This window comes from Pseudomonas sp. SA233, from assembly GCF_054792385.1.
On sequence record NZ_CP096449.1, the window covers coordinates 2,679,070 to 2,703,539 of the forward strand.

Annotated in this window: 13 protein-coding genes; 8 read left to right on the plus strand and 5 right to left on the minus strand. The window is 59.8% G+C overall.

All coding sequences use genetic code 11. From position 1 onward, the window contains the following. Window positions 1–34 precede the first annotated feature (34 nt). Window positions 35–826 carry a dienelactone hydrolase family protein gene (locus tag M1D87_RS12525; protein WP_409280366.1) on the plus strand — a complete coding sequence of 264 codons (792 nt, stop codon included), beginning with the start codon at window positions 35–37 and terminating at the stop codon, window positions 824–826. 30 nt (window positions 827–856) lie between these two features. Here the strand turns inward: M1D87_RS12525 and M1D87_RS12530 are convergent, their stop codons facing one another. Genes M1D87_RS12530 through M1D87_RS12540 form a run of 3 tightly spaced genes read right to left on the minus strand, consistent with a single transcriptional unit; the run spans window position 857 to window position 10,269 of the window. After that, window positions 857–2,344, minus strand: a complete 1,488-nt coding sequence (locus M1D87_RS12530; protein WP_409280367.1) for a hypothetical protein — start codon at window positions 2,342–2,344, stop codon at window positions 857–859. A 25-nt stretch (window positions 2,345–2,369) separates the two neighbouring features. Next, complete coding sequence (locus M1D87_RS12535; protein WP_409280368.1) at window positions 2,370–7,067, minus strand: GMC oxidoreductase; 4,698 nt, start codon at window positions 7,065–7,067, stop codon at window positions 2,370–2,372. 28 nt (window positions 7,068–7,095) lie between these two features. Beyond that, window positions 7,096–10,269, minus strand: a complete 3,174-nt coding sequence (locus M1D87_RS12540; RefSeq protein WP_409280369.1) for a hypothetical protein — start codon at window positions 10,267–10,269, stop codon at window positions 7,096–7,098. A 525-nt stretch (window positions 10,270–10,794) separates the two neighbouring features. Here M1D87_RS12540 and M1D87_RS12545 point away from each other — a divergent pair. Beyond that, complete coding sequence (locus tag M1D87_RS12545; RefSeq protein ID WP_421091541.1) at window positions 10,795–11,685, plus strand: hypothetical protein; 891 nt, start codon at window positions 10,795–10,797, stop codon at window positions 11,683–11,685. A gap of 483 nt (window positions 11,686–12,168) precedes the next feature. On the opposite strand, the gene M1D87_RS12550 is transcribed toward M1D87_RS12545, so the two are convergent. Next, window positions 12,169–13,083: a LysR family transcriptional regulator gene (locus tag M1D87_RS12550; protein WP_013972367.1), complete on the minus strand. Its 915-nt coding sequence runs from the start codon at window positions 13,081–13,083 to the stop codon at window positions 12,169–12,171. A gap of 206 nt (window positions 13,084–13,289) precedes the next feature. Here M1D87_RS12550 and M1D87_RS12555 point away from each other — a divergent pair, with 206 nt between their 5' ends. From M1D87_RS12555 to M1D87_RS12575, 5 genes are all read left to right on the plus strand, one after another. Continuing rightward, on the plus strand, window positions 13,290–14,312 hold the full coding sequence (locus M1D87_RS12555; RefSeq protein ID WP_421091540.1) for a zinc-dependent alcohol dehydrogenase family protein: 1,023 nt from the start codon (window positions 13,290–13,292) through the stop codon (window positions 14,310–14,312). A gap of 513 nt (window positions 14,313–14,825) precedes the next feature. Beyond that, on the plus strand, window positions 14,826–16,211 hold the full coding sequence (locus M1D87_RS12560) for a hypothetical protein (RefSeq protein ID WP_421091539.1): 1,386 nt from the start codon (window positions 14,826–14,828) through the stop codon (window positions 16,209–16,211). Next, entirely contained in the window at window positions 16,211–17,566 is a 1,356-nt protein-coding gene (locus M1D87_RS12565; RefSeq protein ID WP_123083704.1) for an aminotransferase class I/II-fold pyridoxal phosphate-dependent enzyme, read from the plus strand. Before M1D87_RS12560 ends, M1D87_RS12565 begins: the two co-directional genes overlap by 1 nt. Before the next feature lie 311 nt (window positions 17,567–17,877). Beyond that, complete coding sequence (locus M1D87_RS12570) at window positions 17,878–19,527, plus strand: VRR-NUC domain-containing protein (RefSeq protein WP_085719895.1); 1,650 nt, start codon at window positions 17,878–17,880, stop codon at window positions 19,525–19,527. Then, window positions 19,524–21,785, plus strand: coding sequence for an ATP-dependent DNA helicase (locus M1D87_RS12575; protein ID WP_123083703.1), 2,262 nt, complete (start codon window positions 19,524–19,526; stop codon window positions 21,783–21,785). The genes M1D87_RS12570 and M1D87_RS12575 overlap by 4 nt, the downstream gene beginning before the upstream one ends. Before the next feature lie 25 nt (window positions 21,786–21,810). Here the strand turns inward: M1D87_RS12575 and M1D87_RS12580 are convergent, their stop codons facing one another. Further along, a complete protein-coding gene (locus M1D87_RS12580; RefSeq protein ID WP_123083702.1) occupies window positions 21,811–22,992 on the minus strand; it encodes an NnrS family protein in 1,182 nt (393 codons plus the stop codon). A 214-nt stretch (window positions 22,993–23,206) separates the two neighbouring features. Between M1D87_RS12580 and M1D87_RS12585 the strand changes: the two genes are divergently transcribed. Next, window positions 23,207–24,121, plus strand: coding sequence for a site-specific integrase (locus M1D87_RS12585; RefSeq protein WP_015270152.1), 915 nt, complete (start codon window positions 23,207–23,209; stop codon window positions 24,119–24,121). Window positions 24,122–24,470: the final 349 nt, after the last annotated feature.

Here is a 24,470-nt window from a genome sequence, read left to right on the forward strand (position 1 = left end):
GACGCGATAACGCTAATAAAGGGAGATGCGCTACATGGAAATGACAGGCTTCATGAGCTTCCTTTTCAGCGATGGCGAATACGAACACCTGGTGTATACCAAGGGGGAGGGGAAACCTGTGCTCATCATGCATGAGCTACCCGGATTGACGAGCGATACGAGAAACTTTGCCGAGCGCCTGATAGACGCCGGCTTCCAGGTGTACCTACCCTTGCTGTTCGGCAAGTTGGAAGAAAAGGGCTCAGTACCCAAGGGCTACATTCTTTGCATGACCAAGGAGTTTGGTTTCCTCAAGGCTGGGACTTCGGCGCCGGTGAGCGATTGGCTGCGTGCGCTCGTCCGCCATCTGGGAGCCTCGATGAGGAACGCGAAAATCGGCGTGATCGGCATGTGCGTCACTGGCGCGTTCGCTATCCCGCTGATCCTCGAAACCAATGTGGGCGCAGCGGTGGCGTCGCAACCCGCTGTTCCGTTCAAGTTCGGCTACTGGATTATCGGCAAGGGCGACGGACCCTGGATGAGCCAGTTGAATATCTCTGACGACGACCTGCTCATGGCCGGCCAGGCATCGGCGAACCAGAGGACGCCGTTGCTGATCCAGCGCTTTGCCGATGATCGCCTATGCCCCCACGCGCGGGTGCAGAGGCTTCAAGCAAACTTCCCCAATACGGGCACTCTCCACGAGTACGATGCTCCTGCAGACGGCAGGAAAAAGCACCATGCCTTGCTCACGGAGGAATATGACAAGGCGAACATCCCCGATGCTAACCATCCCACGCGGGTTGCTCTGCAGCGGCTGGTCGCCTTCCTCCATTCTCACCTGTGAGATTGTGATGAGGTGAAGCAGGCAAGGTGTTCAGCGCTTACTGGCCTCGATACCGAGCGAAATCCGCTTCGCCTCTGTAAGACCGATGTAGCGTGTCAGAAAATTCATGAATGGTTCTGAAAAGATACCGTTGTGGCCATCGATGATTCGCTTGTCGACCGACACAACCATGAATGGCTGATGATGTACTACAGAAAGTTCCGGTTTCAGATTCAAACCTGAATATTGGGCTTCTTTGGAAAAGTCGAAAAACTTCAGCGCCTCAACGGTGGAGGTCTTCACGTTTAGCGTGTCATTCGGAAAGGACGTGTCGGGACTTACTCGCTTATCGGCCCAGCGCCACCACTCGAATGTGTCTGGCCGCTTGTCTGTACATTGCAAATCAGGTCTTTCGTTCTCCTGGCCCGAAATCAATTGTCGAGGCTCGCTCGGTGTGAGCGAGTGAGTGATACCGCTGTCGCCGTAATCGTATACACCTAGTGCTTCGCGCAGGCTGGTGCGCTCCCGGTCATCGGGGACGGGAGCGGCATTCGTGAAAAATTCCCCAGCGATTCGACCGGCCTTGAACCAGCTATGGCGGGCGCCATCGTTTTGCGCGGAAAACGTGACGAGTAACGGCGTTTGGTCGGAGCTGTAATTGATACCGCGTGAAAGGATGTTGATGCGTTCGTATGCGGCCGCCTCGACGGCAGGATTGACGAGGACGACCATGTCGCCAAAACCACCTATCGTATGCTTCATGGGCGCCGGTTTTGCGCTCGGCGATGTGTCAGGGACAGGAGCACCAGTCGGCATCACAGGTGCTGTACTCAGAAATCCGCTGGTCGGGTTAGCCAGTTGCAATTGGCTCTCAAAGTAATGTGAAGTCGCAGTGAGCAAGACGGCGCCACCGAAGCTATGACCGATCGAAACCAGCCCGAAGAAACGTTTTTGCTTGCCGTCAGTCCCGTCGGAATGGTCGTTGTATATCCGCTGCAATCTGGCCATGAACTCCTGGAGGTCACCATCACCGACACGCCTTGCGGCCGACTTGCGTCCCCAGAATGTCGTGTAGTCGATCAGCCCCGGCAGCGAACGTCCGCGCCATCCGACATACAAGCCAATAATGCGCATCGATTTGGCAGCGGGCATCGCCTGGCTGTACATCGGTTGGTTCAGTTCATCGTGCAAAGTTTGCAACACACGTTTGAATGCCTCGACATTGTCATCGTAGCAAGCGGCTGAGTGATGCCAGCCGTGAATGAAAAGCAGGACGAGCGTGTCACCTTCAGTGGTCGCTTTTTTTATGCTCGACAGAGCCGAAACGGCCTGATCCGGCTTCCAGAACCAGCCTTGATCGTCCGATTCGATAAACTGCAAATCGTATCCAGGACCCGGTGGGTTTGTGGCGCTGACAGAGACGCGCTTTTGCGGCATTGTCCGATACGGGCTGTTATAGAGGTTGCATGAGGCTAGCCCCAACAGAGCCAGCAGGCACGCACATTGCATCAGTGCGCGGGGAATGGGCGTGACTGTCATGATCTACCTCCTGCAATCGTCAGGCTCAGCGAAAAAGTTTTGACCCAGCTGTTTCTCCGAGCAAGCGGTAAGCTTCCCACTGGTTGTCGTCGAAGAATTGATCGAGCGTGGTCTCGTTGGGAAAGGACTCGTGCATGGCCGCGTAGGCACGCAGATCAGTGGGGAGTTCGGCAAACAGACAGGGCTTGACCAGCAGTAGCCAGCCAGAAGGATGTCCATTTGAATAGGTTACTCGTGCCAACGCCGCACCGAAGGGGCCTGGGCGCTTCATGTCCGTTATGGCCCCGAGGGATTTCGCCTTGACGTGCTTTTGCATCCACAGAGGTACGCCGACAAGCCTGTTTGACGCTGTGAAAGCTTTCCAGTCCGCCGCGTTACTGGATGTGACGCCTGGGGAGGGTGCTGATGCTGATGCTGATGCTGATGCTGATGCGAACGAGGGTAACCATTTTATTTCCGCACCAAAGTCGAGTCGCACTTGCCGCGTCAGCAGCGCGAGATCGTCGAACACATAACTCGGGTCACTGGTCGCATCGACCGCCACCATGATGGGCAGGCGACGGCGAATCAGCTCGTAGAGCCCGGTGTTGTCGAAATGCCCGCCATCGCTCAGGTACCAGAGCCGCTCGGCAGGACCGGCAAAGTATCCTCGCCATTCGTTCAGCAAGCTTGACTGCAAGGAGAAGACCGTCGACGGAAGGGACTTGAGGGCGCGCCAGAGACTTGGCGGGTAATGTCCGGGCCGCCGTCCGGCGGGGATACCGCTGTTCCACCAGTAACCAATACGCAGATTGACCAGCCCGAGTATCAGCGATCGCCACAGTTGCGTACTGCGCCCCGAGCCAGTCGTATATGCCGCCCCGGAGATCGCCATCCACTGGCCTAGGCGCAGGCGCTCCACTGTGACAGGTTTGTCATCGGAGCGTGACAGGACATGAAACTGATTGGGATCGGGCGCTACATTGATTGCAGTCACAGGAACCTTGCGCGCCGGGGTGTCGCTGTCACGCGCCCCCCATAACGCATGAAAGCGCCGTCCGACAGAAATGCCTGCCGGCCCCAGGCACATCGGCATGCCCTTGTCATCACGCAGGAGGTTGCCGGACAAAGGGTCCACAGAGTTGTTCAGGCAGGTTCCGACCAGATGCAATGGGCCTCCCGTGCGTTCGGGATGATAGGCATCAAAATCGATGTCATCCCCCAGGTCACTGACGTTGACCGGCACGGGTGTATGAGTACCGGTGGGATGTACGCGCGCATCGTTCGTAGCGCCAAGGAAGGTCCGCACCAGTTTCTGCGAATACGCTTGCTGCAAGGAAGACAGGTTGAGGAGGGTGAGTGTCTGCCCCAGGACGGCGGATACAAGCAGGGCTGTAATTACGCACCATATGCCGACCTGGAGGTCCTTGAGGAATACCAGGTGCGCGAGCATATTGACGTATATCAGCAGCGCGAACACGAGTAGGAACGTGACAGTGCCAATCAGGAACGCTAATCCGAGCCCCCTGATGAAAAACGAAACGGCCCCCGACGGTGAACTTTTGAGCAGCCCGGTCGCAATTGCACGCAACAACGGTAGCAACGGTGCCAATCCCACAATCGACCAGCCGATCATGGGTATGCCGGCGGCAGCTAACTGCGCACCTGTATCCACAACTACCCACAGAACGCTGACGGTGAAACCGAACAGGCCAACGCCAAAAAGTCGCGTCAGCCGATTGCGTACGATAGCGCTCTTGTCCGCAGGGTTGTCTTCATCAGGATCGTCGGGTCGCGCCCACTCCATGGATGCTGTTGTGTTGGGGATGCCCCATCTCGCAACCTCCTGCACGAGCAGACCCAATAGCAGTACACCGATGGCGACGCCACACCAGACTGTGATTGCCGGCAACGCAAGGCCGTAAATGGCGCATGCAAGAAAAGTCAGCCACACCAGCAATGGCAGCAATGCGCGCCGGTTTCGGGTCGGGTCTTGCACCACCAGCCAGTAGCCGATGGCCGGGGGAAGCACAGTCAATACCAGCAGTACACCAGGCAGCCACCACCAGGCCGAAAGATTTTTTTCAAACAGAGTCACGGGTTCCACATCGCCAAGGAAGGTGATAGCCAGCCAGCGGATCAACCCGAACACGCCGAACAACAAGATGCCCAGCCAAAGATGGACGGAGGCCAGGTTGCGCAGCACGATGGCCGCATCGAACAGGGCGTCTCCACGACCACCGCCGTCAATGTACTGGGCATTGCGTCGCAACCAGTCGATTTCGGGGGAACCCTTGAGTATCGACTCCACCCGCGCGGCCTTATCGGATACATCTGGGTGTATCCGAGTGAAAAGTCGTCCCAGAAAAGCGGCAATATAGCCGCCACCGGAGGCGGATGACACGATGTCGATGTCACGCAAGCGTTTACACTTAGCCAGTGCCTGGATCACGCCAAGGCAAAAGGTTGCGCTACGGATACCTCCGCCTGAGAGGGCGAGTCCGATGGTGTCCTTGGGTAGCTTCGCGGTATTTGGCTGGGTGGGCTGGGAATCGGGTTTAGCGGCATTACGTCGAGCCATAATCGCAGCCGCTTCCACAGCCTCAAGCTGTTGTGGATAGCTGTGGCAATCTTCCAGCAGCACATCGGCGGCTTTCTCGCCGATCATGAAGGTGGGAGTGGCGATGAAATAGCCGGGAATGTTGGGGAAGATTGAGGCGTCGACCACGCGCAATTTGTCCACACCATGCACGCGAAAGCTGCTATCCAGGACGGCGTCACTGTTCTTGAGCTTGCTGGTGTCGGTGCAATGGGGCTCATTGCCCATCTGGCACGTGCCACAGGCATGGTGCCCCCAGGCTTCGTCCCTGATCCATTGTTTCAGTTGAGGTGAGCCATCCCCTCGCGCTGATCCTGGCTGCACTTCGTTTTCGAATACAGTGACATCACCATTGATCTTGCGCACGACTTCAATTGCTTCGCACAAGGCTTCGACATCTTTCATGGCGCCAAAGCCTTCTGCGGAGCCGTCATTGAATGAATTGAAGTTGATTTTCGGTGTATCCAGCGCGTCTTTGCTGTGCAGGCGAACGACACCTTGATTGTTACGGGTATAGGCTTTGAGGATGACCCAGCTCCACAGGTTGCGCGACTCGGTCTTGGCGCCCATCGTCTTATGCAATAGCTCCATTGACCAGCCCCAATGGTAGCCACGGAACGCGGCGGGTACGCCAAAAATGAACAAGTCGGGATCGACCCGAGGCTCGGCGTTGTACTTGGACGACATCATGAAGGCAATAGCGCCACCGTTCGTTGAATAGAGTCCTGTTCCATCGCGCAGCCACTGCTCTCGGGCAGGGTCGCCATGCTTGTTCGGCTCGAAACAAACCCCGTCCAATGTGGAAAAGGGGGACTTCGCTTCGCTGATGACACTGACTTCGTAACGGTCTTGCAGATTCTTGCCGACCCCCGGCAAGTTGACGATAGGCGCTACCATCTGACCGTCTTTATCACGCGGTCCTTCAATACCCAGTTCTTCAAGATGCTGCCGATCACCGACGCCGCTGAGCATCAATAGCTGCGGTGTATTGAAAGCACCACCGCTGACAATGACCTCGAGACGTGCGAAGTACAGCTTTGAAGCCGGCTTTTCCCGGTCGGATTCAAACTTGGGACTGGCACGATAAAGGTGTGCGCCGCGCTTGACCTCAACGCCAACAGCCTTGGGCGCGGGATCGTTCGCGCCTTTCTCAAACACAATACGGTTTGCATGGGCCGGATTCAGAATGACCAGTCGCTCCGGGAATCGCTTGGCGATATCCAACAAGTGTTCCCGTAAGCCATGGCGACGCTTGCCATCAGTGCCAATCGAAATCAGTGACAGATGATCGCGGGTAGGTATTTCTGGCGAACGAACATTAGGGTCGAGAAACTGCAGAATCTGCAGTCGGGCGATGGCGCGACCGAACATTGAGCGATCACGCTGCTTGCCGAGAAAGGAAAACACAACATCCTTGAGCACACGCCGGAAGGTGCGGTCGCCTCGTGCTATCCCGGCGATCACCAGTGGATCGATGAAGCTGGTTGTTTGCCAGCCTTTGAATCCGTGGCCACCGGGATCCAGCTGCCGACGTGGGTTGAGGCGGGTAGCGATGACCTGCACGACTTTAAGCAGCCCGCCCAACAGCTTGCCAGCAAAACCCCTATAGACCGTGTAGTACAGGCAATTCTCTATTTTTGCGAAGTACCCTTGCATGTTTTCCGAACGCCAGGACGGATCGCCCGTGGACTCGGCTATCTGGTCCCAGTCTTTGTCGTTCGGCCGGATAATGATCAACGCGTAGTGCGCAGTGCAGCCACCGATGGCTGCTGCGCGGGGGTACTGAATGCCTCCCGAATCCACAGGGCCGTTTTGGGGAGAGTCCTTGTCTTTGTTGTACTTTGAATCCTGGCGTTGCTGGGTATTGTCGGCATAGTGACGGACGGAGAAATCCCAGGTGATTTCCGGATCTTCCGTCGCGGCGGCGTGGAAGGCGGGCACGTTATACACCTCGCGATTCTCTCCGGCAGGATCAACACCTGCTTCGACTAACAGGACCCGTCGCCCGTTTAAGGCCAGGCGCGCCGCGAGCGGGCCGCCACCGGCTCCCGATCCGACAATCACGTAATCGAATGGAGTGGATTGTGGGTTTTCGGCACTTTTCAGCAGTTCTTCCTGGTCGGGATTTAATGCATGGTGATCCATGGTGGCTCCGATTAACCAACGCAACACATCAGAATGTTTCGAGGAAAGCCTTCAGTTGCTTCTTCTGGTCGTCCGTGAGGTATTCACCGAACCAGTGGCCGCGGTCGGCTACGAAGTCCGGGCACTTGCTGACTGTCAGCAGCGCCGGACCGGCTTCTTCCTGGAAGGCCGCAAGCGCCTGGAAGTGACCGGCAGGTGAATCGTCATCTAGCAGGTTGTCCTTGCGCACGCGCAACAGAGCGCGTGTGAGTCCCGATATCGCCCTGACCAGATCCAGCACCGGCGCTTCCGGATTCATGTTCATGATCAGGTTCACCGGCGTACCCTTGGGGATAGGGCGAATTTCGATGGGACTGATCTGACCTTTGACGAATGCATTGGCCAACAGGCCGATCGCCAGGAAGACAACTGTGCTGGCACCGAATAACAGTCGTGGCGCCAGGACCGAGCGTGGACGCAACAAGAACCCGAAGGCGGCGAACAAAGCCACTGCCGGAATCGCCCAAAGCCATGGATAAATGCTGTCTACACCGGTGATGCGCAGCAGCACAGCGGTCACAGTCGTCAGCAGGATGAGGGCGCCGGTGGCCAGGCGCGCCCGCCCGATGAACACCAGGATCAGGGAGATCGCCGCCAGGGCCAGCCACAAGTACAACGTGATGAAGGAGGTGGTCGTCTCACCCAGCACGCCGTTCAATAACGGGCGGATAAAGGGTTCACGAAAATCGATCTCGGACCGCACCGTGGTCCGGTAGATCAGGCCCGAATCGCTGAACCCGGGTTTGCTAGCGACATCGGCGTCATCTCGGAACCGCTGGCGAAAATCCATGGCCGTGCGCAAATCATTGGGATGATGGTAGGCGACTTCGCGTTTGTTTTTGTTAAGCAGTCTGTCGAAGGCATCATCAAACGCCACCAGACGCCCCTCGACCGTGGGATCATTGTTGAAGATTCCCAGGGCGTTGTTGTGAAGGAACGGAGCAGTGGCCCAAATACCCACCAATGAAGCCGGCCGATAGTAACCCGGGCCGCCGGGCGGAGGGGTATAGCTGTCATTGTTGCCCCATTCATCTACACCTGCCGCCGATTTGAAGGGGTTGAAGAAGCGGACTTCACCTACGGCAGGTAATGCCTTGTAGGCTTCCGAAGAGAAGTTGTCCCAGACCTGGCCACGCATAGCGTTGGTCGCGACTGCGCGTTGGGAGTTGGTTCCGACCAACGTAATGGGCACCCGGATGTCGGTGGAGAGGTAGTTGTCCTCGAATAAGTCACGACCTTGGGCCAACTCACTTTGCTCGTAGGCCACAAGGCTACCGACATAATCGAGGTACTGGTCACTGTGTTTGAAAGCTTCCCACTCAGCAAAGTCCATAGGCATTGTCAGCGTGGGTAGCTTTCCAGCCTGGGCGAGGCGCCATTCACGCGAAAATCCAAACTGCTGGTCGGGCGGCTGCTTACTGGAGTGGCAAACAGCGCAGTTTTCTAGGAATACAGCGCGGCCATCTTTTGCGTCCTTCTCATTTCTTGTGATGCGAGCATGTCCCTCAGCAGTGGACTTCAGCTTCATCGGCTGCGTCACGCTGGCGCCGGTTTTTGAGACGTAGGTAAAAAAGCTCTCGAGCTGAGGGATGCGGTATTGTTCGGTTGCCTGCCAGTAGACCGATTTGCTTTTGACCGTCGCCAATTCGAAAGGGCGCTGCGGTTTAAACCCGATAACCGGATTGTGCAGGCGATTCCACTGTTCGGAGTAAGCACCGATATTCAGATAGACCCGCGAGAGCGCACCTTCGACGCCGATGCTATCCGAGCCATCGAGGAGGACACGCGGCGTGTGGCGTGGATTCGTCGTGTAATCCGGTTTGTCCTCAATACCACGTTGTAACAGATTGGCCTGGTTCTGCGCTTCGGGCGGATTCAACCCGGCGCGGGCCAGTCGGGCGTTGACCTCGAAGATTGCATTGATGGTGTTGGGGTTGTTGATATGGTCAGTGCTGATGAGCGAGGTATCAATTGTGCCCGGCTGCTGGCTTGCGACAAACTGCCAGAGAAAACTTTTATCTTGCCTGAGATTCGAGAACGCCCTTTCCGGCCTCCAGTACTGGTTACCAATGGTGCTCGACATGTTGCCCCAGGCCGGATTTTCGGCATCCGCGGGAGGTGCGAGCGGGTGCGGTCCGACATGGCAGAATGAGCAGGCCATGGCGACCCGGAATGGGCGTACGAGCTGTGGGTCGGCACTTATTTTGTTGTCATTCTCAGTCGAATAGTACCCAGCACCATGGTCTCTGACGACCTGCTCATCCCAACGGTTGCGAGCTTTTTCGGCGGCAACCGAGCTGCCGAAAAAGTCCGGATTGGGCATAAGCCGCAAACCGACCACGCCGGAAGGGTAGCCATAGATCAGTGGATCGACACCGTCATTGGCGAGCTGGTCGATGATCTTTTTGTAGGCGTCTTTGTTGCCGACTTCAAAGAACTCCGGATAGCCATATTGTTGATGCCTGGCCGGCGGCCTTTTGGGGGTGACAGGCTTTTGGGTTTCAGCATCGATATCGTCCTTTGGGGCGATCATCTTGACTTTATCGCCATCAGCCTGATCGAGATAAAGGCCAAGTCCGACTATGGGTGTTTCACGCTTGATCATTCCAGGCTGATTCATCAAACCGGCGTCAGCAAACCGTGAGTCACGCTTTCTCGAATCCAGCAAGATCAGGAAGTCGGCGATACCGTATCCATTTTGTTGCAACCAACCCCAGAACGCCTCGTTTCCCTCGCCCCAAAGCATCCAGGTGTTCTGACCCTTGATGGCCTGGCGTGCATGCTCCGGGACGCCATGAGAATCGCTATAGTCGATGGGGCGAGGGGACATATCGTCGCCGACAATGACTTTGTCTACTTCACTGAAAAGGTTTCGCGGTTCGGTGGGGAAGCAATCTTTGTTGCGTCTGTACAGCTTGACCCCCTCTGCGCTCAATCCTCCGGCGCCTTCATCCCTTGGTGCATTCTCTTCAATCACGCCCGATAGCTTTTCCCATCCCGACATCGATTGCGGAGCAAGTGCAGCAGCCGGATACGCCTTGCGAGCGTCTTCAAGCGATTGTTTTCCTACTTCGAATTGGGTTGGGTGGATGCTGCAGGCGTTCCCTTGAACATGGGGGGCTGTGGTTTGCGACTGTGCGGGAGAGGCGAGGACGGCGGTCAACAAGCCGCCTGTGAAAAGTAGGTTTCGACCAGGCCGAAGGCATAGCTCAATCCATTTTCGTGCTGAGGCCGATCGCGTGAACATAGCTGCATCCCCTGAAGCGGTAGATGTCCGATGAGCTACTTCTCGATGGCCCGTCCTTCGATCAATGCAGACGGCTGAAACTCAGATTGAATATAGACAAACCATTGGGGTATTCCAGTCGGGTGTCAAAGTGTGACGGAGCACAGCATAAAACCAGGTCGCCGCCATCGAGCCCATGCCGGTATCACCCAGACGATCTGCTGAAGGCTATTTGCTATAACGGCATGAATTCTTAAAGCCTCAGATGCGATTTTCCTGATGAGCTGTGAAAAGCTTCGTATTTAGCTACGCTCTGAATCTAGGGGCGTTTAGTGAAATCTGCCCCTCAGACTGCGCTGCTTCGAGGGCGTGAAATTTTTAACATCATCACAGTGCTTCTCAATAACATGACAAGGCAACTGTTGCTATCCCCTGAGTGTTGCAATTAAAGAGGAGGTGTCTATGCGTGTTTTTGCGCTGTTTTACTTGCTGGCGTTCACTGTATTTTTTGGGATCGGCTATTGGAATTCATCCCATAACCCCCCTCCCTCCGTAGAAGTCCAGATAATGCAACATCTTGAGGTGTATACGGCCGACAAGCCAACAGCCCTTCAATATCGTGTTGATGATTCTCGTTTCGTTCAATACAGCCCTGTAACCCAGCGATTGTCGTCAAGCTACCCTTTAGTTCCTGGCGCTGGGTTTGATGTTGGGATTGATCCCGCACTGGTGATGATTAGCGGTGCAAGTATTGGACTCAATATCGATACGCTGGCAAAAAATAAAACGCTAATTAGAGTGCTTAATAGAGTTACCGGCAAGAGCAAGAGGCAGCGGGTGTTTGGCACGATCTTGGGCGCAATCAGTGGCTATTCTTTGGGCTCATATTTTGGTGGGCAAATCGCTATCGATCCTGCATCTGATGAAATTCAAAAGCTTCTTCGGAAAAAAGAAACGTGGGGCTCAATCGAAGCGCAGTATTCAAATTACCGACTAGATAAATTAAGCGAATCACTCGATGATCTACCTCAGTATATCTATGACAGATACTCGTATAAGCTGAGCGAAGCCAGGCGCGCTATTCTCCAGTTAAGGGGGCGCGATAGAGAAAGCTTCACCAACGAGATGAGCTTGATTCTTGCTTTGGAAAAAGAAATAGCCCCTCACTTCAATCTGTTGGAAGGTGCTGTTGAGAATTCTTGGGGGCAATTTATCGATGAGCTAAAGCTGTATCTAGGTGTATTAAAGTGGGGATGCTTGGTTGTTATTGTTTCTGCAATAATTATGTGGGTTTTTGAAAGTTATAAAGTGTTGCGCACGAAAATTTCAACCAAAAGAAACAAGAGGCAGTAAGTCTATGTAGTGCTTGGTGGCATTGATTTGGCCGGCCCTAGCAGTCGAGAATGTCATCAAAACTCACCCTCACAACACAAGGGGCGATGGGGGCATGAAAGTCAATGCTAGCGTCCTAATTACCATCCTGCCCCCTGTGATGGGGCCGTCGGTACGGATTTATTTCCTACGCCAAAAATAGATCCATAACATTCCCTGATTTAAAAACCTTTCATGTGTCCAAAGTATAAAGTTTAATCGCAAACGCAGCGCGCTCTAGCCGGGGTCAGTCAACGCGCGGAGGTAGGCGTCACTGAGTTATCGCCTGGAATGATGGGGCTTATCGGGAGGCGGCAAATGAGGCATCGCTTTTAAAAGTAACGGGTTGACTTCAATTGTGCCCCCACGGCCTGCGAAAATCACTGGAAATCGATGGGTGGTTATGGATGTCGAAGTCAGTTATGTTTTGTTATGTATAGGTTTTTTTGGCTTAATGGAATTCGGTCACAGGCTATCGGGATCCCCGAAGAACATCTGTATCCGCGACCGCAACCACCGCTCCGCCGGGTCATTGTCCTGCGCCCCGCGCCAGGCCATGTGCAGCTCGAAACTGCGCACGTCCAGCGGCAGATCCTCGGCCCGCAACCCACCCGCCGCGGTCAACGCATCCGCCGTGTAGTCCGGCACCGTAGCGACAATATCGGTGCCCGCCAGCAAGCTCCCCAGCCCGTTGAACTGCGGCACCGCCAGCACCACATGGCGCTTGCGGCCAATCTCTTCCAGCGCCTCGTCGATGAACCCCGACAGGTCCCCGGCAAACGACACCAGCGCATGCGGCCGCGCGCAGAAGTCGTCCAGGGTGATAGCGCCGGGCACGCTGTCGGCGCGCAGCAGTTTCGGCATGCTGCGGCGCAGCACCTTGCGCTTGGCGTTGGCTGGCAGCTCGCTGGTGTAGCTGACCCCCACCGAGATCTCGCCCGAGGCCAGCAGCGTCGGCATCAGCAGGTAATTGACCCGGCGCACCACCAGCACGATACCCGGCGCTTCGGCGCGAATGCGCTTGAGCAACTGCGGCAGCAGAGCGAATTCGGCGTCGTCCGACAGGCCGATGCGGAACACCGCATTGCTGGTGGCCGGGTCGAATTCGGCGGCGCGGCTGACGGCGGTGGAAATCGAGTCCAGCGCCGGGGACAGCAGGGCGAAGATCTCGTGGGCCCGGGCCGAGGGCTCCATGCTGCGGCCGGTACGCACGAACAGCGGGTCGTCGAACAGGTTGCGCAGGCGTGACAGCGCCGCGCTGATGGCGGGCTGGCCGAGGAACAGTTTTTCCGCGGCACGGGTCACGCTGCGTTCGTGCATCAGCGTTTCGAACACGATCAGCAGGTTGAGGTCTACACGACGCAGGTCGTTTCGATTCATCGGTGAGCTTCGCCTGAAGTGGGGCAGAGGTGAATCTTAAGGCCAAAGGCTGGTACCCTGCACGGGTTTAGGGGGACCAATCGCAGGGAAAGTCAGGTGCCCAATCGATGACAGGCATGTCGACTATTAATGACCACTGATGGTCTAACCGGCAAAGCCCGGATAAAGTCCGTGGTAATTAGAGGTTCACAAAGGCGAGGTATGCGATGTCCCGCATGATCCGTTTCCACAAGTTCGGCGCTGCCGATGTGCTCCGTTGCGAGGAGCAGGCCGAACCGTCACCTGCTGCCGACGAGGTGCAAATCCGCGTCGAGGCGGTTGGCGTCAGCTGGTATGACGTGCTCTGGCGCCAGAACCTGGCACCGTCCCAGGCGCGCCTGCCGGCGGGGATCGGCCACGAGATGGCCGGGGTGGTGACCGCGGTCGGTGAAGGGGTCGAGGATATTGCGGTGGGTGACCGGGTTGCCAGCTTCCCGGCCACCAGTGCCAACGACCACCCGGTGTATGGCGATGTCATCGTGCTGCCGCGTTCGGCCATTACCCGTTATCCGGATGTGCTTACCCCGATCGAGGCAAGCGTGCACTACACGCCGCTGCTGATCGCGTATTTTGCCTACGTCGACCTGGCCCGGGCGAAAGCCGGGCAGTCGGCGCTGGTCACCGATGCCAGCCACTGCGCGGGCCCTGCCTTCGTGCAACTGGGCAAGGCCCTGGGGCTGAAGGTGTTTGCCGCCACCAAGGAGCCGGAACAGCGTGAGTACCTGCTGGGCCTGGGCGCCGACAAGGTTATTGTCACCGAAGAGCAGGACCTGCTGCTGCAGGTTGGCAAGTACACCGATGGCCGCGGTGTGGACATGGTCCTGGATGGCATGGGTGGGCCGCAGATGTCGCTGCTCGGCGATGTACTGGCACCGCGCGGCAGCCTGGTGCTGTATGGCCTGCAAGGCGGGAATCAGACGCCATTCCCGGCTTGCGCGGCGTTCCAGAAGAACATCCAGTTCTATGTGCACTGCATCGGCAACTTCACCGGCAAGCCGGAGCTGGGTATCAGCCAGGACCAGGTGGCGCTGCAGCGCGCCTTGCGCGATATCAACCAGTTCACTGCCGACCAGTTGCTGACACCGCAGATCATCAAGGTTTACCCGTTCGAGCAGGTGGTCGAGGCGCATCGCTACATGGACCAATGCCCATGCGGCGGGCGCGTGGTGCTGGACATGGCGCAACACTGACAGCGGTCTGCGTCATCAGGAAGCCCGGGCAGAGTCCCGGGTTTTTTGTGCCTGGTACATCATGATTGATGTTCAAAAAAGGAAATTTCCTACAATAAAAAGAGATGCGGATTATATTTAAGCTATCACTCGGAGGTTGGTCGAAATATCCCGCCAAGCATTTTGCCTTGAATTGTTATTCCCTCGCGGTCAATGTGTTTTCTCACCTCTTCTGAATGGTTTTTTTACCCTGATCTGTATCTTCTATTCGCCTTGCATCCCTCGATAATGGCTCAATGATAGTTTGCGCAAGGAGCGTGGAATGAGCATGGCTATGCCCAGGCCAGGGCGGTGTATGGCAGCGGCGGGGCGTCGCTATGATGCGTTTTTCTCGATGTCTTGGCGACAGTGACTGGTTACGTCATTACTTCCAATTAGTTGTAGGAAATTTCTTCTGGAAAAGTTCAGGGCATGTTGATGTTCAGGTTCTCTGATTAACGTGCGCTGGCTGCATGAAGTTGATGAGGTGATTTCGTGACTGCTATTCACGACCAGGCAATGCACTATATCTACCAGCAAGTACTCGAGCGCTTGCTCAGTCATATGTCACAGGCGCAGCGTGCTTCCTTGCAGTTGTTGATACAACGGCTGCTGGTTGCTGCAGGCGGGCCAGAATACATCGGCACCTACCGCTTGCTGGTGCTGCAAGGCAACGATCACCGCAGCGCCCGGCTGCTGGCGATGCTGCGTGCCGCACAACTGAGTATCGCCCTGCGTGCGCCGGTAACCTTCCAGCTGCGGGTGCTGGTAGTGAGCCTGCCCGTAGCTGACAGTGCCACGCTCGAATGCCATGAACGCGGCTTCAATGCGCTGTTCTTGCAGGATGACCCGCGGGTGCAACTGCAGATGATCAAGGGGCGTGAAGTAGTGCCGTTCAGCCGGCATGCCCCTGCCGTGCCCGAGAGCTGGCTGTTGGCGAGGGACGCCATGCTGATGTTCGGTCACCTGGTCGACGCCAGCCCCGAAGCGCTGCTAGGGAGTCGCCTGCACCTGGAGTTGGCGGCCGCGGTGGGCTTTGCGCTGCAGGCCCATACCCCTGCGGATGTATTGATCACCGCCATCCCGGCGTGCCAGCGCCGCCGGTACCTTGCCTGGGCACGGCGCAGCTTGCGCCTGGCAGGGGAGCGGGGTTCGCATGCGGTGCACCAGTGCCTGGCGACGCTGGCACAGGGGCTCAGTCGCCTGCACGGCAGCATCGGGGGCCCATCGAGCGCCTTGGCGGAACCGGCCGCGGGGGCGGTGCCGCAGAATACGCCGGTGCGGTTGATTGCCATTGACGACCTGCTGCCGCCGTTGCTCGAAGAACAGCAGCTTGACCTCATGCTCGGTTGCCGCTTCGAGGGGGGCCAGGACGCCCGGCCATTGGGCGCCTTCGTCGAGCCGTTGGCCCCGGCGCAGTTGCAGCAACTGCACGCGCGCAGTCTCGAACCGCAGGCAAGTCGCCCGGCATTGCGGCTGGCTGGCCAGCCGGGCGCCAACAAGCGGCGCGATGTGCATCAACTGCAGTTCGGCAGGGCATACGGCATCAACCAGATCCAACAGGTGTGCCTGCTGTTCAGCCCGTTTGCCAGGCAGGGGAAGAACCTGGAGCGTTTTCTGCAGTGCTGGCATGCCGACATGCTGGTGGCGCTGCCATATCTGCATCGGGCCTTGCAGGGTAAACCCTGCCCTGAAGCGGTGAAAAACTGGCTGGTGAACACCAGCGGCCTGCCGCTGGGGCAACTCAGGTTGATCTATGGCGGGGGCCTGCCGCTGGCCTCCTGGCGCCTGATGAGCCATCTGGCCCGTCGCGATCTACAGCTGAGGTTGCTTCCGCGGCGGGCAGCGGGGCGGCGGCGTGGTCATGCGGGGCCGCCTTGATGGAGCAATCGGGCGCCGGAGAGTTCGCCTATCGCAAGGTCTATCGCTACCTGGAAGCCTTGATCGACCAGGCTCCACGAAGTGGCCCCTGCCGTTTGCCGTCGTTGCGCGAGTTGGCCCGGCGGTTGCGGGTGTCATTGGCCACCGTACAGAGTGCCTACAGCCTGCTGGAAGAGGAGGGCCGCGTGCAATGCCTGCCCAGGTCCGGCTATTACGTACAGGGCGCTGCCAAGGATGCTGCCGCGGCCATGCCTCTGCAGGCACCCCTGCCGGCACAGCCGATGCTGGAGCGAACCCTGCTCAGCCACGAACGGCGCCTGGCACGTCAGCGCACGCACAATGGTGCCCCTTGGGACGCGCCCGGCAGCGCCCGCCTGCGCAATGCCGTCGCAGAACGCTATACCCGTTCCTCCAACCGGTACTGGCGTGCCGATGACGTTCAGTTGGCTCCGGATGTGCAGGCGTTGCTGGAGACCTTGCTGGCGGCGTTGGCCGTGCAAGGAGGAACCGTGGTGGTGCACTCGCCCTGTTGCTGGCAGGTACTGCGCGCGTTGGCCCGCGCCGGCATGCGAGTGTTGGAGGTACCACTGGATACCTGCGGCAACCCGGACCTGCGCGCCCTGGCCTGGCTACTGGATAGCGAGCCGGTGTGCATGCTCGTGATGCCGTCGTGCCTTGGCATGCCGCAGGGGCGGCTGGTATCACCGCACTATCAGCAGCAGCTTGGCCAGATGCTTGGGCAGCACTCTGTATGGGTGCTGGAAAACGACCTGGACAGTGAGCATTGTTACAGCGGGCCGCCGAATATGCGCCTGCGCGATTGGGTCGACCCCCGCTGGCTATTGGTGATGGGGGCGTTCGATGCCGCAGTGGGGAGCGAGGCGCCCTATGCCTACTTGCTGGGCCATGATGCCGGGCTGGCCAAGGCTTTCACGGAGCGTGCGTTTCGGCTTGCACCGCTTCGCCTGCAAGCGCTGGCGCACATGTTGGGCAAAGGCGAGCTCGAGACGCAACTGGTGCGGCTACGTACGGACCTGCAAAAGCGTATGCAATGCCTGGCGCGTGAGCTGCAGCTGCAGTTCGGCCAGCGGGTGGCATTGGAAACGCCGGAGGGCGGTCGGACCCTGTGGGTGCGCTTTCGCCAGCCACTGCCATGGGCGGATATTGCCGCGTCGTTGGCGGGTTCAGCGCTGCATGCAATGCCGGGCGAGCAGTTCAGCTTGCAGGGGCGCTACCAGCAGTGCCTGGCGATGGCGTGGCTGGGTGATCACCCGGGGGAGCTGCAACAGGCGGTAGAGCGCCTGGCCCAGGTGCTGGAACTGCGATGTGGCCGGCCCGCCGGGGTTACACCTTGAGCCGTCGGGGGATGTCGGGCGGTGCTGTGCGCAAAGAACAGATATCGCTAGCCTGACGCATCCTTTGTAGGAGAAGCCTTGTGCTGTTATGAGGCCGACACCGGGATGTAGTCGAACAGGGCAATGTTCTGCACGTATTCGCACAGGCCGACACCGCCGCCGTGCGGGCCAGTTCGCCGGGGCTGCTGCGCAGCCCATCACGACACAAGGCCGCTCCACAGACAGCGCCACCGAACTGACCCACGGCACTTGCCAGGCTTACTGGTCTGTATGTATAACCAGTATCCCTTCCAGCCGCCTGACCCCAGCCCGTGATCGCCCATTCCGTAGACGACCCGTTCTACTACCTGCACAATTTCCGCCAGGTGCTGCTGTGGGTAGAACAGCGCTACGAAGACCTGCTCGACGATCAGGAACTCGCTTTCATCCACACCTTCAGCCAACTGGACGCCCCGGCGCAGGCCCTGATGGTGCGCATGGTCATGCGCAAGGGCGAGCTGTTTCGCAGCGACCGCCTCGACTATGCCGAAATCGGCGATACCGGGCAGGCCCTGCAGCCGTTGCTGGCCCTCGGCTGGGTACGGGAGCCCGCGCAACTGGAACTGGAGCAACTGTTCGCCCTGTTGCGCAAGGACGAACTTGCCCGTTGTTTTGCCCCGCAGCTGAGCCGCCCTCGCGCCGCCAAGCATGACCTGCTTGCACAACTACAACCCTTGGGCCTGCAAGGCCGGTCACTGGCCGAGTGGTTCCCGGACAGTGGCATGCGCATCCTCCATTGGTGCCTGCAACCCTTGTGCGACCGCATGCGCCTGCTGTTCTTCGGCAACCTGTACCAGGACTGGTCGGACTTCGTCCTCGCCGACCTTGGCTTGTTGCGCTACGAACAGGTGCCGTTCAGCCCCGATTCGCGTGCCCTTCAACAACGTGCCGAAGTCGACCTGGCCATGGCATTGCACCGTTGCGCCGAGCGCCTTGAGCAAGGCGACGACCCGCTGTCGATCCTGGCAGCCATGCAGGACCTGCACAGCGACAACCCATGGCTGGCCCGGCGCCATGCGCGCCTGCAATTCGCCTTGGGCCAGCAATGCGAGCGTCTGGGCGACTGGGCGCAGGCCATGGCTGTGTACACGCAGTGCAGCCACGCCCAGGCGCGCATCCGCCAGGTGCGGGTGCTGGAGCGCAGCGAGCAGTGGCACCAAGCCCATGCGCTGGCGCTGCAACTGGCCGCGGCACCGGCCAACGCCCTGGAAGTGCAGGCGCTGGAACGCATGTTGCCACGCCTGGCACGCAAGCTCGGTGGCCCGCCACAGCGGCGCCAGCGTGTCGCGCCGCTGGAGCTGATCGAGCTGGAGCTGCCCCGGGAACAGGCAGCGCTGGGCGTGGAGGAGGCGGTACGCCAGTACCTGGCCGAAGCCGGTGGGCCGGTGCATTACGTGGAGAACACGCTGTTCAACAGCCTGTTCGGCCTGCTGTGCTGGGAGGCGGTCTTCGCCCCGGTGCCCGGCGCCTTCTTCAACCCGTTTCAGGCCGCCCCGCAGGACCTGCACGACGGCGACTTCCAGCAACGCCGCAGTGCTCTGTTCGAACATTGCCTGGGGCGGCTCGACGATGGCAGCCATCACCGGGCGATTCTGGATTGCTACGCCGCCAAGCAAGGGCTGCAGTCGCCGTTCGTGTTCTGGTCCGTGCTCAGTGAAGAATTACTTGAACAAGCCTTGGCCTGCCTGCCGGCGGCCCATTTGAAACAGTGCTTCCTGCGCCTGCTGCAGGACATCCGAAACAACCGCGCCGGCATGCCCGACCTGATCCAGTTCTGGCCCGGGCAAGGCCGCTACCGCATGGTCGAGGTCAAGGGGCCCGGCGACCGCCTGCAGGACAACCAGCTGCGCTGGCTGGAGTTCTGCCGGGCGCACGGTTTGCCTGTCGCGGTGTGCCATGTACGCTGGAGCGAAACGCCTTGAGCTATAGCGTGGCGGTACGGGCCTTGTGCGAGTTCAGCGCCAAGGTCGGCGACCTGGACCTGCGCTTCACCCCATCACCCACCGCTCAGGAGGGGATCGAGGGGCACCGTCGGGTGGTGGCGCGACGCGCTGCGGGCTATGAGTCGGAAATTACCCTCGAAGGCCAGTTCGAAACCTTGAAAGTACGTGGCCGCGCCGACGGTTACGACCCCACCTGCAACCGCCTGGAAGAGATCAAGACTCACCGTGGCGACCTGTCGCGCCAGCCGGCCAACCATCGTCAGTTGCACTGGGCGCAGGCCAAGGTCTATGGCTGGTTGATGTGCCAGGCTCGGCAACTGCCGAGCATCGAGGTGGCGCTGGTGTACCTGGATGTGGACAGCGATGGCCAGACGCTGATCAGTGAACACTGCACGGCAGCCGAACTGCAGGCCTTCTTCGAAACCCAGTGCCAACGCTTTCTGGCTTGGGCACAAGGGCAGGAGCAGCGCCTGGCCGAGCGTAACCAGGGCCTGCAAGCGCTGGGCTTCCCCTATCCGGCGTTCCGCCAGGGCCAGCGACAACTGGCGGAAACCCTGTACAAGGCGGTAAGCACTGGCCGCTGCCTGATGGCCCAGGCCAGTACCGGAATTGGCAAGACCCTCGGTACCTTGTTCCCCCTGCTCAAGGCCATGGTGCCGCAGCAGCTGGACAAGCTGTTCTTTCTCACCGCCAAGACCCCGGGCCGGGCCCTGGCCCTGGATGCCATGCGCCAGATCACCGATGCCACGCCGCAGCCGGCCTTGCGCACGCTGGAGCTGATCGCCCGCGACAAAGCCTGCGAGCACCCCGACAAGGCCTGCCATGGCGAATCCTGCCCCTTGGCCGCAGGCTTTTACGACCGCCTGCCGGCCGCGCGCGCTGCGGCGGCAGCGTTGCCCATGCTTGACCGCGCCCAGCTGCGCGAAGTGGCCTTGGCGCACCAGGTATGCCCGTATTACCTGGGCCAGGAGATGGCGCGCTGGGTAGACGTGCTGGTGGCGGATTACAACTACTACTTCGATGCCCATGCCTTGTTGTTCGGCCTGACCCAGGCCAACCAGTGGCAGGTCGCGGTGCTGGTGGACGAGGCGCACAACCTGGTCGAGCGCGGCCGCGGCATGTACAGCGCCAGCCTCGACCAGGGGCAGTTGCAGGCCCTGCGCCAGAGCAAACCGCCTGGGCTGGTCAGTGCGCTGGACCGGCTGAACCGGCAGTGGAACGCCCTCTACAAGGAGCAGCGCGCGCCGTACCAGGCCAGCGAGTCGCTGCCAGATGCTTTACTGCGTGCCCTGCAGCAATGCATCGGGCTGATCCAGGAACAGATGAACCAGACGCCTGCGCAAATGGACCCGCAGGTGCTGCAGTTCTTCTACCAGGCGTTGCAGTTCAGCCGGGTTGCCGAGCTGTTCGACGAGCACTTCCTGTTCGACATCAGCCAGCGCCAGGGGCCACGCAAGCGGCGGTTGGCCACCCTGTGCCTGCGCAATGTCACCCCGGCGCGCCTGTTGGGCCCACGCATGCAGGCGGCGCGCAGCGTGACGCTGTTCTCTGCAACCCTGAGCCCACGGCATTTTTACAGCGACCTGCTGGGCATGCCGGCTGATACTGCCTGGCTGGAAGTGGCCGCGCCGTTTCGCGCCGAACAGCTGGAAGTGCGCATTGCCAGCCAGGTATCCACCCGCTACCAGCAACGCCAGGCTTCGCTGGCGCCGATCGTCGAGCTGATTGCCAGGCAGTACGAGCGCATGCCGGGCAACTACCTGGCATTTTTCAGCAGTTTCGAGTACCTGCAACAGGTGGCCGGGCTGCTGGCCGAGCGACATGCGCAGATACCCATGTGGGTTCAGGAACCAGGCATGGACGAAGCGGCCCGCCAGGGCTTTCTCGATCGCTTTGTGGCGGATGGCCGTGGGGTGGGCTTTGCGGTGCTGGGTGGTGCATTCGGGGAGGGGGTGGACTTGCCGGGCACACGGCTGATCGGAGCGTTTGTCGCCACCCTCGGGCTACCCCAGGTCAACCCGGTCAACGAGCAGTTCAAGCAGCGCCTGGGGCGGCAGTTTGGTGCGGGGTTCGATTACGCCTATCTCTACCCGGGCGTGCGCAAGGTTATCCAGGCGGCAGGCCGGGTCATCCGGGGCGACCAGGACCGTGGCGTTCTGGTCTTGATCGACGAGCGCTTCGCCGAACCCCGGGTGCAGCAGATGTTCCCGGGGTGGTGGCCGGCGCCGGGAGGTTAACGCGGCCCCAATCTGGGCATCAAGGCTAGCCAGGCATACCGTCAGCCCGTGGCCGCAGCAGGATGGGCAGGTAGTGACGCAGGAACAGCAGCAGCGCCAGGCTCCAGCAAACTACTGAAAGGCTCACCCCCAGCGGCGTGAACAGCGGCAGCACCACCCGCGCCAGCGTCGCCAGTTGGATCAAGGCAAAGGCCCAGGCAATGCTGGTCGGTACCTGCAGCGGCCTGCCGGTGTGGCCCAGGCTGACCCGTGCCATCATCGCCAGGATCAAGCCGCTCATGGCGCCAACGGTCAGGGCGTGGGTCACCAGGCTCGGGCCCAGCGCCACCCCGGCATGCCACAGCGCCATGCCCAGGCAGGCAATGGCAATCCAGGCATAAGCCAGATGCAGCGACCACAGCAGGGGCACACGCCACAGGCCGCGGTCATGCCACAAGGTCAGGCGGGCCGTATGCAGGGCAAACAAGGTGCCGAACAGCACGGCCAGGCCGATACGCGCCGTATCGACCAAACCCGAAGCAAAGGCCAGCGGTACCGCCACGCTCAGCAGCAGGCAGGCCCGGTCCAGCCAGGGGCGGGCAGGGGCCGGTGCCATGTTGCCCAGGCCGCGCCGGGTGAAGAACGGGATCACCCGCCCGCCAAGCACGGTCATCATCGCGGCCACCAGCCACAACCCGGCAAACACCCCGCGGCGCTGCCACAGTTCGTCCTGGCGCAGCCAGCCGACCAGGGTCAGCCACTGGCAGGCGGCGATCAACAGCACCAGGCCGACGATCGGGTAGTTGTTACGCAAGCGCCGTTGCACGATCGGCCGTGCCAGCGCCAGCGCCACCAGCGGCAGGAAGCTGCCCTCGATCACTACCAGCACGCTGCCCGGTAGTGGCAGGAACCAGCTCACCCGGCCCAGCAGCCAAAGCAGGAACAAACCCTGTAGCGCGCGCCCGTTCAAGCCTGGGATGCCGCTCCAGTTCTGCACGGCGGTCAGCAGGAAACCCGCGATGATGGCGGCAGCAAAGCCATAGAGCATTTCGTGGCGGTGCCAGGCGAGCATGCCACCGGGGGGCGTGGGCTCCAGCGCACCGGCCAGTACGCCGCCCCACAACAGCAAGGCGAGCAGCGCAAACAAACTGCCACCCAGGAAGAATGGGCGGAAACCCAGGCCCCAGACGGCCTGACGTGGGCGTGAATCGATCGGCTGCACAAGCATGGGCTGACCTTCGTTCGTTCAGTGGGCTCAATTGGGGTAAGATCACGATCCGTGCCAGCTCCGAACCCCTTGTATATCAAGGTGATGGCACTTCTCCGGGTCCGAATGACATGTGTATTCCGCTGTTATTTGGACCTGCTTGTATGTCGTATTGACTTGCTTCAGGGTCTGGCCGGTTCGCCGCTGGCCAACGCTTCGCTACAGGATTCACGTTTTGTCCGACCTCTCGAAAAATCCGCTGCTGCAGTACATGGCCCGCCTGGCCCCATCCAGCCAGCAAACCATGCGCTACATCCTTCAGGACGCCGCCGATCGGCTGGGTTTTGTCGACTGCAATATCGTCGATGTGCCCTGGCATCGGCTCGAGCCCGGCCATGTGATCGCCCTGGTGGCGGCGCTGCGTGCGGATGGTTACGCCCCCAACAGCTCGTCGCTGTACGTCAACGCCATTCGCGGTGTGATGAACGAAGCCTGGCGCCAGGGCCTGATCGATCACGAGCAGTTGCTGCGCATTCGCGAGGTCAAGCCGGCCACCGGCAGCCGCCTGCCGCCGGGGCGCAACCTGCGCCGCAGCCTGATTCGCGAGCTGATGGATGTGTGTGCGGCCGATCCACGGCCGCAGGGTGTGCGTGACGCGGCCATCATCGCCTTGCTGTACGGCACCGGCATGCGCAAGTCGGAATCGGTGGACATCGACCTGGACCAGGTCGACTTCGAGGCGCGCAGCCTGCAGGTGCTGGGCAAGGGCAACCGCCAGCTGATCAAGTACGCCCCGCCATGGGCGTTCGAGAAGTTGCAGGCGTGGCTGGACCTGCGCCGCCAGGACTTGCCCGCAGGGGCCGAAGACGACCCGTTCCTGTTCAACCGCATCCGCCGTGGCAGCCATATAACCCGGGCACGCATCACCAAGCATGCCATTTACTACATCGCCCGCCAGCGTGGTGCGCAGGTGGGCGTGAAGATCATGCCGCACGACTTCCGTCGCGCGTTCATCACCCGGGTGATCGAAGAGCACGACCTGTCCATTGCGCAGAAGCTGGCGCATCACGCCAATATCCAGACCACGGCCATCTATGACCGGCGTGATGACAACGAACGCCGGCGTGCGGTGGACCGCTTCGATTACTGAGGCCTTGTCGCTGTATAAAGGGCTTGCTCTAACCCTGTGGGAGCGGGTTCACCCGCGAACACGGGCGAAGCCCGTGCCATGCACTGGGTTGGATTCTTCGCGGGTAAACCCGCTCCCACAGAGGCCGTGTCGCAGCATCGGGTAATTTTTGCCTTGAGATCACAGCACCGAAACAGGGCCGAAGCACGCCCCTGCCTTGTGCGCCATCTCCCTCTATGCCCGATGCCAGAGCGGCCATGGCAAATCCTTCATCTTCGTTCACCTGCGGAGTTGGCCCGCAACCTGCTATATCCAGCCTGCGAATTTGATCGAGTGGTCAGGGCGCGCACGCCGTAGCCGTGCGTGCCTG